The organism is Brachyspira hampsonii, from assembly GCF_002214805.1.
Lineage (GTDB): Bacteria > Spirochaetota > Brachyspiria > Brachyspirales > Brachyspiraceae > Brachyspira > Brachyspira hampsonii.
This window is the reverse complement of sequence record NZ_CP019914.1, coordinates 1,326,619-1,341,529: the sequence shown is the minus strand read 5'-3', so window position 1 is coordinate 1,341,529 and position 14,911 is coordinate 1,326,619. Positions and strand designations below refer to the sequence as shown.

The 14,911-nt window shown below is 27.0% G+C and carries 10 protein-coding genes and 1 pseudogene; 7 read left to right on the top strand and 4 right to left on the bottom strand.

Going from position 1 to position 14,911, the window contains the following annotated elements; all coding sequences use genetic code 11:
* Positions 1–183: 183 nt before the first annotated feature.
* The 5 genes and pseudogenes from BHAMNSH16_RS05710 to BHAMNSH16_RS05685 all read left to right on the top strand — a co-directional run bounded on the left by BHAMNSH16_RS05710 (position 184) and on the right by BHAMNSH16_RS05685 (position 6,569).
* Positions 184–915: a hypothetical protein gene (locus BHAMNSH16_RS05710; RefSeq protein ID WP_069731897.1), complete on the top strand. Its 732-nt coding sequence runs from the start codon at positions 184–186 to the stop codon at positions 913–915.
* Positions 916–1,007: 92 nt separating this feature from the next.
* A complete protein-coding gene (lgt, locus tag BHAMNSH16_RS05705; protein ID WP_008727782.1) occupies positions 1,008–1,949 on the top strand; it encodes a prolipoprotein diacylglyceryl transferase in 942 nt (313 codons plus the stop codon).
* Positions 1,950–3,176: 1,227 nt separating this feature from the next.
* Positions 3,177–4,493 carry an alpha-glucosidase/alpha-galactosidase gene (melA, locus tag BHAMNSH16_RS05695; protein ID WP_008727783.1) on the top strand — a complete coding sequence of 439 codons (1,317 nt, stop codon included), beginning with the start codon at positions 3,177–3,179 and terminating at the stop codon, positions 4,491–4,493.
* Positions 4,494–4,987: 494 nt separating this feature from the next.
* Positions 4,988–5,679 (top strand): annotated as a pseudogene (thiE, locus tag BHAMNSH16_RS05690) (thiamine phosphate synthase).
* Positions 5,643–6,569, top strand: a complete 927-nt coding sequence (locus BHAMNSH16_RS05685) for a thermonuclease family protein (RefSeq protein WP_008727785.1) — start codon at positions 5,643–5,645, stop codon at positions 6,567–6,569. The pseudogene thiE and the gene BHAMNSH16_RS05685 overlap by 37 nt, the downstream one beginning before the upstream one ends.
* A gap of 126 nt (positions 6,570–6,695) precedes the next feature.
* Here the strand turns inward: BHAMNSH16_RS05685 and BHAMNSH16_RS05680 are convergent, their stop codons facing one another.
* From BHAMNSH16_RS05680 to BHAMNSH16_RS05670, 3 genes are all read right to left on the bottom strand, one after another.
* Complete coding sequence (locus BHAMNSH16_RS05680; protein ID WP_069731896.1) at positions 6,696–8,147, bottom strand: glycoside hydrolase family 32 protein; 1,452 nt, start codon at positions 8,145–8,147, stop codon at positions 6,696–6,698.
* A gap of 612 nt (positions 8,148–8,759) precedes the next feature.
* A complete protein-coding gene (gene hcp, locus BHAMNSH16_RS05675) occupies positions 8,760–10,409 on the bottom strand; it encodes a hydroxylamine reductase (RefSeq protein WP_039954120.1) in 1,650 nt (549 codons plus the stop codon).
* Between the two features lie 12 nt (positions 10,410–10,421).
* Positions 10,422–10,871: an RrF2 family transcriptional regulator gene (locus BHAMNSH16_RS05670; protein ID WP_008727788.1), complete on the bottom strand. Its 450-nt coding sequence runs from the start codon at positions 10,869–10,871 to the stop codon at positions 10,422–10,424.
* A gap of 854 nt (positions 10,872–11,725) precedes the next feature.
* Here BHAMNSH16_RS05670 and BHAMNSH16_RS05665 point away from each other — a divergent pair.
* Both BHAMNSH16_RS05665 and metX read left to right on the top strand, forming a co-directional pair.
* Positions 11,726–13,021, top strand: coding sequence for an O-acetylhomoserine aminocarboxypropyltransferase/cysteine synthase family protein (locus tag BHAMNSH16_RS05665; protein WP_008729451.1), 1,296 nt, complete (start codon positions 11,726–11,728; stop codon positions 13,019–13,021).
* A 61-nt stretch (positions 13,022–13,082) separates the two neighbouring features.
* Positions 13,083–14,174, top strand: a complete 1,092-nt coding sequence (gene metX / locus BHAMNSH16_RS05660) for a homoserine O-acetyltransferase MetX (protein WP_008729452.1) — start codon at positions 13,083–13,085, stop codon at positions 14,172–14,174.
* A 302-nt stretch (positions 14,175–14,476) separates the two neighbouring features.
* Here the strand turns inward: metX and BHAMNSH16_RS05655 are convergent, their stop codons facing one another.
* A complete protein-coding gene (locus BHAMNSH16_RS05655) occupies positions 14,477–14,842 on the bottom strand; it encodes a hypothetical protein (protein ID WP_008729453.1) in 366 nt (121 codons plus the stop codon).
* Positions 14,843–14,911: the final 69 nt, after the last annotated feature.

The following is a 14,911-nucleotide window of genomic DNA, read 5'->3' as shown; positions in this document are numbered from 1 at the left end:
TTTAGCGAACAATTTTTATTAGCAATAATAAAGAATAATAATTTTTAATCACTAAAGAGCTAAATATAAAAATTGTGAGCGTATAGCAAATTCGTTTGCTATACATTTTTAGCGAACAATTTTTATTAGCAATAATAAAGAATAATTGTTGCATAATATGAAAAAAAATAATATTATTAATATATGAAACATAATTTAAAATATGATTTAGATAAATTAGCAAATAGAGGAATGGCATTAGAAGAAGATGTCGATGCTATTAAATATAAATCTTTGGAAGATATCATCGATTGTCTGAATAGTGATAATGCTGTAATAAGAACATCTGCTTCTATGAATTTGAAATATTACATATATGAAGATAATGTACAGAATAAATTATTATTGCAATTATCTAAAGAAAAAAGCCTTTATACTAAGATTGCAATATGTGAAACTTTGCAATGCGGCGACATTGATACTGCCAAAAAAATGAAGGAGTATCTTGGAATCATAGGAAATAATCAATATAAAAAATTACCAAAAAAAGTATCATCAAAAAAGTCATATCCTTTGCCTAGAGATATAATAGCAAGAACTCTAGCAAAGATGAACACTGAAATTTTTCCTGTATTAATAGAAATTTTAACAAGTGATGATTTGAGTAAAATTTATGAGGCAATAGATGCTTTTGGATATATTGTATTTCATAACAAAAGTCTTCAAAGTGAAAAAAATCTTAATTATATAATTAACCTAATGAACAAATATAAAGATGATAAACTTCTTATATGGAAATGCTTAACTTGTTTATCAGCATTTAATTTAGAAAGAAGTAGAGATATATTAAACACTTTTATAAAAGAAGATGATGAGGATATTTTATCATTAGAGGCTAAAAGATCATTATCTATATTAAAATTATCTGATATATAAACACTTGATAGATTAATAATTTCGATGTATTATCTTATATTAAAAATCTTATTTTGTTATAAAAATAATTAATAAATTTTTAAGGAAAATATATGACTTATCCAGAATTTTTCACGCCTTATGTGTTTCCTCCTAATATACCAATACTAAGTGCAGTAAGATGGTACGGACTTATGTATATAGTAGGTATTTTAGTATCATGCATAATATTGTATTTTGTTCAAAAAAGAGGGTGGATAAAATTAAATATTAATGAAAAAAACGGTGGTATATATGATATGGTATTTTATGCTGCTGTTGGTGCTATAGTAGGAGCTAGAATAGGTTATTTTCTTTTTTATTCTCCTCAGAGCTTTTTAACTCCTTGGGAAATAATAGGTATTAATCTTGATAATGGATTTAGTTTTACAGGTTTTGCAGGAATGTCATTTCATGGGGGGCTTATAGGTATGTTTATAGCTGAATTCATATTTAGTAAAAGATATAAATATGATTTCTATACTATAGCAGATAATGCCACACTTCCTTCTAGTTTCTGTCTATTTTTCGGAAGAATTGGTAACTTCATGAATGCCGAACTTTACGGACGCGTTACAGATTCTTTTTTAGGCATGAAATTTCCTTTGTATGATGCAGTAGGCGGTTATGATAGATGGGCAGCAATGTTTCCGGCAATAAGACCTTATACGGAATTAAGACACCCTTCTCAGTTATATGAGGCTTTTCTTGAAGGTATTATTCTTGCTTTAGTATCTTTTTTAATAGGTTATTTAAGTGAGAAAAATAAAAAAATAAGACCCGGTACAAGACTTTGGGTATGGATTTTGCTTTACGGACTTTTCAGAACTTTAATAGAACAGTTTGCACGAGATATTACAGAATGGACTTTAGGACCAATTACGGCAGGGGCCATTTATTCTATGTTAATGTTTATAATAGCTCTTATAATGCTTATATATATTTACACAAGAAAAGATAATAATGCATCACTTGAAGTAAATACAAAAGAAGTAAAAAAGAATAAAAAGAAATAATTTAATAAAGAATTAATTACTAGACTTGTTTCAAAACTAAATTTATTAATATTATAAATTTTATTTAATATTTTTCAATTATAGTTGGGGCTTTGCCCCAAACCCCAGTTCTTTTATTGGTATAAAAGAACCAAAAGAACTGCATTTTATAACTTAAACATACAATTTATACAACATGTAAAACATTTAATTAAATCATAATTAATATTATTGAATTAAGCATAAAATAATAAACTCGTAAAATTGTTTGTCAAGTACTTTTGAAACAAGTCTATTATTTAAATACTGTTATGCTATTTGTATCTATTATAAGATAATCCGAATATACATGCTGTTTCTACTTATTTTCCTGATTCTATATATTTTATTTTTTCTTTTGCATTATTATTATATTTATCTATTTCTAAAATTCTTTTATATGTTTTTAAAGCATTATCTTTTTGATTTAATTTTATATAAAGCTTTGCAATGGATTTTAAATAAAATATACTATCTTCATCATCTGTTATATTTTCTTCATATATTTTTATAATTGTAAGTAATCAAAATGACAAAAAATGTCGCAAAAACTGCTTGTTTTTATATATCTAAAAAAATATAAATTTGTTAATAAGATTTTATCTAACGCACGGTGAACGAAATCTTTTATATAATCATTATGCTATTATTAATTGATTCATATTGATAAACTTTATTCTGCGTGCGGTGAATATGCACTAAATTTAAAAAAATCTTGGGCGGGCAGTTAAAATAACAGATGAAACTAAAAAGAAAAACGATACAAAAATGACAGTGAGTTTAGAAAGCCTAGAGGGTGGGAATGAAAATAAAGCAAAAATTTTATTCTAACTTCCTGCCCTCTATATTTCATCACTTTGCTTTGAATTTTATACTTATACTGTTTTTTCTATTTCATTATATATATTAGCCACTCCCAAGCTAGTTAAATTTTACCACACGCAGAATAAAATTTATTATGTGAAAAAGTTTTGAATTGTAATTGAAACTATAAATAAGAATAAGTTTACCGTGCGTAGTATAAGTTTTCAGTCTAATAAAAAATAGGGTGGGGGCTATGAATACTGATTAAACAATAAAGAAATGAAGAATAAAAAATTCAAAATAAATTAAAAAAATTAAAGGGTGGGGATTTAAAATAAAATTATAAAGTTATAAAATTATGATACTGAGTAAATATAAAAGTTTATAAATAAAAAGGATTAAATTATGTCAAAAATAACATTTATAGGTGCAGGAAGCACTATATTTGCAAAGAATGTTTTAGGGGATTGCATGCTTACAGAAAGTCTTTTGGACAGTGAAATAGCTTTATATGATATAGATCCTATGAGATTAAAAGAATCAGGGGATATGCTTGAAGCTATGAATAAAAGGATAAATAATGGAAGAGCTAAAATTAAATCATACTGCGGCATTGAAAATAGAAAAGAGGCTATAAAGAATGCTGATTTTATAGTTACTGCAATACAGGTTGGAGGATATGAACCTTGTACTGTAACAGATTTTGAAATACCTAAAAAATACGGACTTAGACAAACTATTGCGGATACTTTAGGAATAGGAGGAATATTCAGAACTTTAAGAACATTGCCCGTTTTTGAAGATATCGCAAGAGATATAGAGGAATATGCTCCTAATGCTTGGCTTCTAAACTATGTTAACCCTATGGCTATGATTACAGGGTTTATGTTAAGATATACAGGTGTTAAGACTGTAGGCTTATGTCATAGTGTACAGGTATGTTCAAAAGATTTATTAGAAAGCCTTGGTATGGAAGATAAACTAGAAGGCAGAAAAGATTTTATAGCTGGAATAAATCATATGGCTTGGCTTCTTGATATAAGAGATAAAAATGGAAATGATTTATATCCTGAAATTAAAAAAAGAGTTTACGAAAAAAATGAAAAGCATAATGATATGGTAAGATTTGAATATATAAAAAGGCTTGGATACTATTGTACAGAATCAAGCGAACATAATGCAGAATATAATCCTTTCTTTATAAAAAGTAAATATCCTGAATTAATTGATAAATTTAATATCCCTTTAGATGAATATCCAAGAAGATGTATTAAACAGATAGAAGATTGGAAGAGAGATAGTCAGAACCTTTTAGACGGAGAGTTTTTAAACCATAAACATTCAAAAGAATACGGCTCATTTATAATGAATGCAATATTGACTAATGAACCTTATAAAATAGGAGGTAATATTCTTAATAATGGAGTTATAGAAAATTTAGATAGAAATGCATGTGTAGAAGTACCTTGTCTTGTTGATTCTAACGGAGTACAGCCTACTTATGTTGGTAAATTACCTGTTCAATTAGCTGCTATGAATATGACTAGTATAAATGTTCAGCTCATTACAATAGAAGCCCATGTAACTAAAAAGCTGGAACATATATATCATGCGGCTATGATGGATCCTCATACATCTTCAGAATTATCGATAGATGATATAGTTTCATTATGCGATGATTTGATAAAAGAGCATGGTAATTGGCTTCCTAAATATAAATAACGCACGGTAAATGAAATCTTATATTTAATTATTATGTTATTATTAATGAATTTATATTTATAATTTTATTCTGCGTGCGGTGAATATGCATTAAATTTAAAAAAATCTTGGGCGGGCAGTTAAAATAACAGATAAAACTAAAAAGAAAAATAATACAAAAATAACAGTGAGTTTAGAAAGTCTAGAGGGTGGGAATGAAAATAAAGCAAAAAATTTAATTTTCATTCCCCGCCCTTTATTACTCATTATTTTACTTTCATATTTTAGTTTTAATTTATTTTGCTGCTTAAATTAGAATTTTTAGCCCCCACCCAAGTTTTTATTAGTTTTAGAATTTTATTTAACGCACGGTTAATTTATTTTTGTCTATTAAAAAAGTATGAATGTTAATTTATTAATATTTATTATTTTACTCTGCGTGCGAATAATTTTATAATTTGAAAAAAATATTAAGTTATACTAAAATGTAACAAATAAATTTTAGGAATCATTTTATGAAAGATATTAAAAATTTAACTGACATAAAAAAAGAAGAGAAATATTAAAAGACAGATATTTTAAAGACAGTATATACTGTGTAACGGCAGAAGATTTTTCTAACGGCAGAAATAATGTAGAAGTTGTAAAATCTATGTTAGAAGCTGGAATAAAAATTATACAGTACAGAGAAAAAGATAATCCTAATAAATATATGCGTGAAAAATATGAGGAATGCTTAAAAATTAGAGAGCTTACAAAAGAATACGATGCTTTATTTATAATAGATGATTATGCTGATTTGGCTATTGCTGTTGAAGCTGACGGAGTACATATAGGACAAAAAGACATGCCTATTGAAGTTGTGAGAAAAATTGTAGGATTTGAAAAAATTATAGGACTTTCTACTACTAATGAAAAACAGGCTGAAGAGTCAGTTAATACTTCTGCTGATTATATAGGAATAGGTCCTATTTTTTCAACTAATACAAAACCTGATGCTAATGAAGCTACAGGAATCAATTATCTTGATTATGTGGTTAATAATTTGGATATTCCTTTTGTCTGTATAGGCGGTATAAAATTAAATAATATGGATTTACTTATAGAGCATAAAGCTATGAGTTTATGTATGCTTACAGAGATAGTATCTTCTGAGGATATAAAAGCTAAATGCGAACTTCTAATCAAAAAAATGAAAAGATTATAAAATCTTGTATTTATACTGTAATAATAATATTCGTTTTTATTTTTATAATAAAGACTTCTAATCTTAAAGAAAGCAAAGATTTAATTATAGACTTAAAATCAATAGTGAGCATGATAGAAAATAATAAAACAAGCATTATATATGATTATATAAAAAACAGAGATAAAGTTTATGTTCTATATGCTGAAAATGATGAAGATAAAAAATATATAAGCAAATATTTTCCTAGTATAAAATTTATTGGCAAGTTTAAACTAATTTTTTATAGTTTATTTTTTAAGAATAATATTATTGTTTATGCTAGTGATGATAAGCTAATTGATAAACTTAGATTTTTTAAAATTCATTATATACATGTGGTTTTGAATATTGATGATATAAACAGAGAAGAATATTTAACTCTAAGAGACAGTAATAATATAAAACTCTTTCTTTCAATTACAAATAAAGACTTTAGAGAAATAGACACCAATAATATTAACTCAAAATATTTAGCAGCCTTAGATAAAAATTCTATAAGAGTGGTAGATGGAGACACTATAAGATATAAAGATAATTATTACAGATTCATAGGAGTTGATGCCCCAGAATTAAAGCAAAATTATGGAACTAATGTAAAAAACTATGTTATAGAAAAAATTAATAATGCCTCAAATGTGAGTATGCTTGTATCCTCTTATGATGTTTTCGGGCGTATATTATGTCATTTATTTATAGATGATGTGCCTTTAGCATATTATATGATGAAAGATAAGCAGGCAAAAGAAACTATAATGAAATACGGAGATAACGGCTTTATAAATATAGCAAGCAATATAGTTTATTTATCAAAGTTTCAAGGAAGGCGTCCATTTACAGATCCTGCTAAATTTAGAGCCGAAAATAGATAATTATTTAAAATGTTTTAGTATATGACTAAATAACTATATTTTGTTTTTAATATTAGTATTTTCTATAACAATCCCTTCAAATATTTTAAATTCAAAAAATCATTTTTAATGAAAATTTTTTTGTTTTTAGTATACATTGTATATATTTATATCTTTATCATTTTCAATAAAAATATTTTCTCCTAAGGGATAAACAGTAAATGAACATGATTTTTCTCCTTTATTAATAAATATTTCAATAACGGACACATCAGCTATTATTCTAATATCAGATGATAAATCTATTTTTATCTTTATTTTTTCAGCCCCTGATATTCCTTCAAATTTTACATCTTTTCTATCTATGGTTAATATAGTCTTATTCTTATCATAATTTAAATAAAGTCCTTTTTTACTGCTGTCAGCAAATAATGTCATATTAAAATTATCTTTTATTTTAAACTCAATATCATAAAGATTTTTAGTATTTTTTAAATCTTTTAATCTTCCTTTTCTTTTACTGTTAAATTCTTCTATAGGATAAGTTTTAAATATTCCATTTTCCATAAAGCATTCTCTAGGTATAGTCATCATTCCGCAGAAATTATTATTATTATTAAAAGGCTTTGACATTCTTATCCAGCCTATCATAATTCTTCTCTCTCTTTGTTTTTTTTCATCATAATAATTAAAAGTCTGCGGAGCATACATTTCTGATGCTTCATCTAGTAATTCTTTACTTTCTATATTAAAATTAAAATTACTAAAATCCATTCGTCCTGTTAAATACATAGCAATATTAGGATATTCTTTAGTTCCAGCTCCCATAGGAGAAAATATTAAAACATCATTATTATTTAAATCAAAAAAATCAGGACATTCCCAACCCCAGCCGAATTTATCGCTAGTCCATTTACCTTCAAATTCCCATTTATTAAGATCCTCGCTTTTATAAAATACAATACTTCCTTTTTTATAATCTTCCGTATCGCCTAGCACTATTCTGTAAAAACCTTCTTTAGTTTTAAAAACTTTAGGATCTCGCATTTGATTATCTTTTATTGGTATTATTGAAGGCGGAAGTATTTTTTTAAATGAATATCCTCCGTCTTCTGAAATGGCATGTATTTGAGAAGGAGTAAATCCGTTAGGGTCTTCCTGAATAGGTATATTATATTCATTGTATTTTATTTTATGATATTGAACTCCCGTATAAAATATATGCAGTTCACCGTCTTTTTCTATTGCACTTCCGGAGAAACACCCATCCTTATCGTATTCATTATCATATTTTAAGGCTATATCTTCATACTTCCAATTTAACATATCCTTACTTGTAGCATGTCCCCAATGAATAGCACCCCAACAAGGAGCAAAAGGATTATATTGATAATATAAATGGAATGTTCCTTTATAATAGCATAGTCCGTTAGGGTCATTGAGCCAATTGGACTTTGGTGTAAAATGATATTTGGGTCTTAGGTCTGCATTAAAATTTTTTTTATTAAACATTTTATTATTATAAATTAAAATACCGGTTACAATTATTGCCAATACTATAAAAATAACTGATATTATTTTTTTGCTGATTGATTTCATATTATATCCTATTTATTTTATTTGTTTTTAAGGTCTATTAATAATTTTTTAATAGAAAATTAATTTTAGTTATTAGAGAATTATTAAAAAGAATTATTTTTTATATATTTCTATAGTTATATTTGAATTAGATTTAATATAATAATAAACTCCTAAAGAATATTTGATAACACTATTGTATATGATAATATAGTATATAATAATGCTATGAATGTCAACAATAATATGCTTATTTTAAAAACTTTTAAGTTTGTAAGAATTTGTATTTTTTGTTTTAATTATTTTATGAAAACATAACTATCAATAAAGAAGCGGACTTAGTTAAAGTTTCAAAAAAGATAAATATATAAGAAAAAGCAATATCAGAATCAAGAGGTAATCATGTGTAAAAAAGATACATGATAATAATGCAGTATACGATAAAATAAAAGTATTATCTTACTATTGTAATTGCTTTTTATTTTACCCTTTGAAAAAAGAAAAATAAATAAAAATCATATATATTTTAAACTAAATTAATTAATATTTTTAGTTTTTTCATTTATTTTGAAACAAGTATAATAAAAAAAGAGCCTAACTTAGAAAAGTTAAGCTCTTCTAGTATTTGGAGTATTATGCTATCAAGTTGAATTTTTTCAAATCTTCATCAACATTTCTTATTCCAGATATTCCAAATTTTGAAACTAATATATTAACTACATTAGGTGATAAGAATCCTGGAACTGTAGGTCCTAAATGTATATTTTTTACCCCCAAATATAATAATGAAAGTAAAACTATAACAGCCTTCTGTTCATACCAAGCTATATTATAAACTATAGGCAAGTCATTAACATCATCTAAACCAAATAAGTCTTTAAGTTCCAAAGCAATAACAGCTAATGAGTATGAGTCATTACATTGTCCTGCATCTAACACTCTAGGGATACCGTTAATATCTCCTAAATCTAATTTATTGTATCTGTATTTAGCACAGCCTGCAGTTAATATTACAGTATCTTTAGGAAGTTTTTTTGCAAACTCAGTATAATATTCTCTCTCTTTATGTCTTCCATCGCATCCGCCCATTACAATAAATCTTTTTATAGCTCCGGATTTTACAGCTTCAGCAATTTTGTCTTTAAGAGATAATACCTGATTATGAGCAAATCCTCCAACTATAAAACCGCTTTCTATTTCTTTAGGAGCTTCGCATTTTTTGGCATGCTCTATTATAGGAGTAAAATCTTTATCGCTTTCTTTACCAGTATGGCTTTCTATATGTTTTAAGCCTTCAAAACCTGCGGCTCCTGTTGTGTATACTCTGTCTTTATAACTTGCTAAAGGAGTTACTATGCAGTTTGTAGTCATTAGTATAGGTCCGTTAAAACTTTCAAAATCTTTTCTTTGATCCCACCAAGCTCCGCCGTAATTGCCTACAAAATGTTTATATTTTTTTAATTCTGGGTAGTAGTGAGCAGGAAGCATTTCAGAGTGAGTATATACATCTACTCCTGTGCCTTCTGTTTGTTTTAATAATATTTCTATGTCCTTTAAATCATGACCAGATACTAATATTCCCGGATTTTTTCCTACACCTATATTAACTTTTGTAATTTCTGGGTTACCGTAAGTAGAAGTATTAGCCTTATCAAGAAGTGCCATTCCATCAACACCGTTTTTACCTGTTTCAAGCACCAAAGATAAAAGTTCATCGGCATTTATATCATTTCTTAATGTTTCATTTAAAGCTCTCTGTATAAAAGCATCAACCTCTTCATTCTCATAATCAAGCATATTAGCATGTCTCATATAAGCACTTAATCCCTTAACTCCGTATATAACTGTTTCTTTAAGGCTTCTTATATCTTCGTTTTTCTCTTCTAATACGCCTACTGTTTTTGATTTAGCGTCCATATCCTCTTTGCTTTTAGGAGTCCATAGAGATTCTTCAAGTATAAGTGATTTGTCTTTTACCTGATTTGCTAATTCATTGCAAAGTTTTGCAGTGTATTCTATTCTCTTATAAAAAACTTCTTTATCAAAGTTGGCATTTGTTATAGTAGTAAATAAATTGAATGTTACATCATGATTAACTTTTTTATCTACTTTACCGCCCTCTTTTCTTATAGCAGTTGTTATATTAGAAAGCCCTTTAGTTACATGAACTAGTAAGTCTTCTAAATAGGCTAAATCCGGTTTTTTACCGCATACTCCAGAAGTAACACAGCCAGTATTATTCATTGTTTCCTGACATTGATAACAAAACATTTTATTATCCATTTAATCCTCCATTTATCTTTTTTGTTTTGATTTTTTATCATCTGTTTTATTTATCTTGAAATCCTTATCTAATAGATAATGATCTTTTATTGTATGGCTTTCCATATAGTTTTTAAATTTTCTGTTTATATCATTAACTAAATCACCCATTATACAGTTTGAACAGTATTTACCGCATTTAGAATGAAATAAACAGCTTCTCTGCCAATTTTTACCCTCTATAGTTTCGTATATATCCAAAAAAGAAGTATTTTCTTTACCTTCAGCAATTTTAAATCCTCCTGCAGGTCCTTTAGATGAAGTAAGATACCCAGCCTTTACAAGTGCCTGAAGAACTTTAGATAAATGATTGGACGAAACATCAAATCTTTCTGCTATATCTTTAAGAGATGCAAACTCTTTAATAGATATATACACTGCAGAGTGAAGAGCTATAGCTGAAGCTTCAGATATTGGGATCATTTTTTATTCCTGCCATTAGCAATTTAGTGTATTGGTACTATAATACCAAATTAGTTTTTTGTCAATAGTGATAAGAAAATATTTTTGTTTTTTTATGGCAAGTTTTTGTCATTATAGGGTGTAATATCAAATAAAATATAAATGCAGTAGATAAAATGTTTTTTAATAAAAAACAAACTTCTTTACGATTATATAAAAAATAATAATTAATTATAGTAAATGAAGTTTGATTTTTAAAAGTTAAAATAGATTTTTTATTATAAAACAATTTTAATTACATACCCCGCCCTTTATATTTAGTAATTTCTTTTTAAAATCTAACTTCAATTATTTTGTTAATCGAATTATAAATTTAAAGCACCCACCCTAGTTTTATTTAAATTTATGGTGCAATTAACACGCACGCATAGTAGTTAAAGAAATATAATTTAGTTATTAATTCAATTTGAATTTATTATATAAATCGATTTAGCGTGCGTTAAATGAAATGATAATTTAAATAAGATTTTAATGTATTGAATATTATATTTATTGTTTTAACTCGAATATTTAATTATCTTAATTATAATTCAAGTTTTATTTAAAATTATTGTAATACTTAAAAAAATAAAACTAATTACTGTTGACAATAATTTTATATTGCTGTATAATCTGTAGTTAATTATTAAATAAATATTTTAGGAAATATTGTAAATGAAAACAATCATCGTTATGAACAAAATGTTTTGCCTCATGCAAATGTGTATGTTTAATAATGATGGCTGTCAATAACAATTTATTTTTTATTTTGTACTTTAAAGCCGTCAAATTTATTTGGCGGCTTTTTTATTTTATTATTAAGGAGTATTATAAAGATGTCAAGAGAATTAAAATTTGAAACATTAGCAGCACATGCAGGACAGGATTCTAATGATATATTCGGAAGCAGAGGAGTTCCGGTATACAAAACTACTTCATATTTATTTAGAGATTCAAAACATGCTGCTGATTTATTTGGTTTAAAAGAACTTGGTTATATTTATACAAGACTTGGAGATCCTACCGCAGATGTATTAGAAAAAAGAATCACTGCTATGGAAGGCGGTAAAGCATCCATTGCGGTATCATCTGGAACAAATGCAATATTCTATACTATAATCACTATATGTGAGGCAGGAGATGAAATAGTTTCAGCATTCAATGTATATGGAGGTACATATTCACAATTTGCAGCAATACTTCCTAAACTTGGAATTAATACAAAATTTGTAGATGCTAAAGATCCTGCTAATTTTGCTAAGGCTATCACTGATAAAACTAAATTAATATTTATAGAAACAATTTCAAACCCTTCATTAGATTTTACAGATATTGAAGCAGTTGCAAAAATAGCACATGATGCGGGAATACCTCTAGTTATAGATGCTACTTTTACAACCCCTTATCTTTTGCAGACTATCAAACATGGTGCAGATATTGTAATCAACTCACTTACAAAATGGATAGGCGGACATGGAAGTGCTATAGGAGGAATAATCACTGACAGCGGCAATTTTAATTGGCAAAGCGATAAATTCCCTCTATTTTCACAACCTGATTCAAATTATCATGGATTAAGATGGGCTTATGATTTACCAGATGAGCTTAAAAATATAGCATTTACTTTGAGAGTAAGAACTGTACCGCTTAGAAATTTAGGTGCTTGTCTTTCTCCTGATAACTCTTGGGTATTCATTCAGGGAACAGAGTCTTTAGCAGTAAGAATGGACAGACATTGCTCTAATGCTTTAAAAGTTGCTGAGTTTTTAGAAAAAGATGATAGAGTTGAATGGGTGAGATATCCTGGACTTAAAAATGATCCTTCATATAATATAGCAAGTAAATATTTAAAAGATAAATTTGGAGGAATGGTTGTATTTGGTATAAAAGGCGGATATGAAGCTGCAGTTAAATTTATAGATAATATAAAATTATTCTCCCATTTGGTGAATGTCGGAGATGTTAAAAGTTTAGTTGCACATCCTGCTTCTACTACGCATTCTCAATTATCTGAAGAAGAATTGAAAAAGGGAGGAATAAGTAAAAACTTCATCAGGCTTTCAATAGGTATAGAACATATTGATGATATACTTTATTATTTAGATGAGGCTTTAACTATAGCAAATAAATAATTGAAACTATAAAAAACAGGGGTATAAATATTTACTCCTGTTTTAATAAGAGGATTATTTTATGAAGAATATAAAAGAACATAAAAACAATGAACATGAAAATAATGATATTAAATATTTTAATTATGATAAACCTTTCAAATTTGAAAATGGAGCTTCAATAAATGAATTGACTATAGCGTATACTGTAAACGGACATTTAAATGTTAATAAAGATAATGCTATTCTAGTATGCCATGCTTTTACAGGAGATGCTGATGTTCTTTCTTGGTGGGAGAATTTTGTGGGTAAGAAAAAGGCAATAGATACAGATAAATATTTTGTAATATGTTCAAATGTTTTAGGAGGCTGCAGCGGAACAACAGGACCTTCTTCTAAAAAACCGAATAGCAATTCATATTATGGTACAGATTTCCCTACTTTCACAATCAAAGATATGGTGAAAGTGCAAAAAATATTAATTGATAGTTTAGGGATAAATAAACTCTATTGCGTTGCAGGTGGTTCTATGGGCGGTATGCAGGTATTACAATGGTCAGCTTCTTATCCTCAAATGATGGAAAAAGCAATAGTAATAGCGAGCTCTATGAGTCATTCGCCTATGCAGATAGCTTTGAATGAAATAGCAAGACAGGCAATAACCGAAGATACTGAATGGTACGGCGGAAAATATTATGGTATGTCTACTCCTGACAGAGGTCTTGCTTTGGCTAGAATGCTAGGACATATTACATATATGAGCGAAGAGTATATGAGAAAGAAATTTGGAAGGAAGAGAAAGAGAGCCGTTAAATATTTCACTCCTTCTTTTGAAGTAGAAAATTATCTTCATTATAACGGAGAAAAATTTACCGCAAGATTTGATGCTAATAGTTTTTTATATCTTACCAAAGCTATGGATTTTTTTGATGTTAAAGATGAAATAAAAAAAATAAAACATAAAAAGAATATTAATTTAGAAAAAGTTCTTGTTATATCTTTTATATCGGATTGGCTTTATCCAAGTACACAGTCAGCAGAGATAGTATCTGCTTATCAGCATTCTAATATAAATACTATATTTCATGAAATAGAATCTAATTACGGACATGATGCTTTTTTACTTAAGAATACAGAACAGACTAAATATATAAAAAATTTTTTAAATAATTAATAGCCTTGTTTCAAAAGACTTAACAAGATTATATATAAAAAATAGTAATTTGTTAATTATAAAAATAATGTTTTAAACTCTATTTTAGTATATGAATATGCCATCTTTTATCTGACTACGGCTGCAAAATAAGCGGTGGTTTAAGTTTTAGGTAAAGCACCAAATATAATAAAAAATACTGAACTAAAAAACTATAAATATTAATAAATTAAGTTTTGAAATAAGTCTGATATAAACTTTGTAATTTTTAGCAAATAAAAAGGCCTATTAAATTTAATTAGTAAGCCTAAAATAGTTATTATTTATAGATCTGGATGTAAATTATTTATTAGTCTAAGCAATTCAGCTCTCCATTTTTTTCCATCCCAACCAATATATTCTATACAATCAACCTCTCTGGATTTAGATAGATCCCCATTCGGAGATATAAATATTTTATCTCCTTTTATATCTAATCTAAAATTATTAAAATTTACATCTTTGTAGTATAAATAATCTTCGGTATGACAATTATTTTTTTCACCATTTCTATAATGTACAAAATATCCATCATGAAAAATAGCAGTCCAATTAGTATTATCCCAAGTAATATAATCTAGACAATATGATGCTGTTTTAATTTCTTTATGTTCTATTCCAGAAAATAAAAACCATTGATTATTATTCATAAATATGCACTCCTTTTTAAGTTTGATGATATTTATGATATTTTATTTTATACTAAAATAAACAATATA

Bases quoted from the DNA above. Each gene is read 5' to 3' on its own strand.
- BHAMNSH16_RS05710 (WP_069731897.1), top strand. From the start codon at position 184: ATGAAACATAATTTAAAATATGATTTAGATAAATTAGCAAATAGAGGA.
- BHAMNSH16_RS05665 (WP_008729451.1), top strand. From the start codon at position 11,726: ATGTCAAGAGAATTAAAATTTGAAACATTAGCAGCACATGCAGGACAG.
- hcp (WP_039954120.1), bottom strand. From the start codon at position 10,409: ATGGATAATAAAATGTTTTGTTATCAATGTCAGGAAACAATGAATAAT.
- BHAMNSH16_RS05680 (WP_069731896.1), bottom strand. From the start codon at position 8,147: ATGAAATCAATCAGCAAAAAAATAATATCAGTTATTTTTATAGTATTG.
- BHAMNSH16_RS05655 (WP_008729453.1), bottom strand. From the start codon at position 14,842: ATGAATAATAATCAATGGTTTTTATTTTCTGGAATAGAACATAAAGAA.
- metX (WP_008729452.1), top strand. From the start codon at position 13,083: ATGAAGAATATAAAAGAACATAAAAACAATGAACATGAAAATAATGAT.
- BHAMNSH16_RS05685 (WP_008727785.1), top strand. From the start codon at position 5,643: ATGCGAACTTCTAATCAAAAAAATGAAAAGATTATAAAATCTTGTATT.
- BHAMNSH16_RS05670 (WP_008727788.1), bottom strand. From the start codon at position 10,871: ATGATCCCAATATCTGAAGCTTCAGCTATAGCTCTTCACTCTGCAGTG.
- lgt (WP_008727782.1), top strand. From the start codon at position 1,008: ATGACTTATCCAGAATTTTTCACGCCTTATGTGTTTCCTCCTAATATA.
- melA (WP_008727783.1), top strand. From the start codon at position 3,177: ATGTCAAAAATAACATTTATAGGTGCAGGAAGCACTATATTTGCAAAG.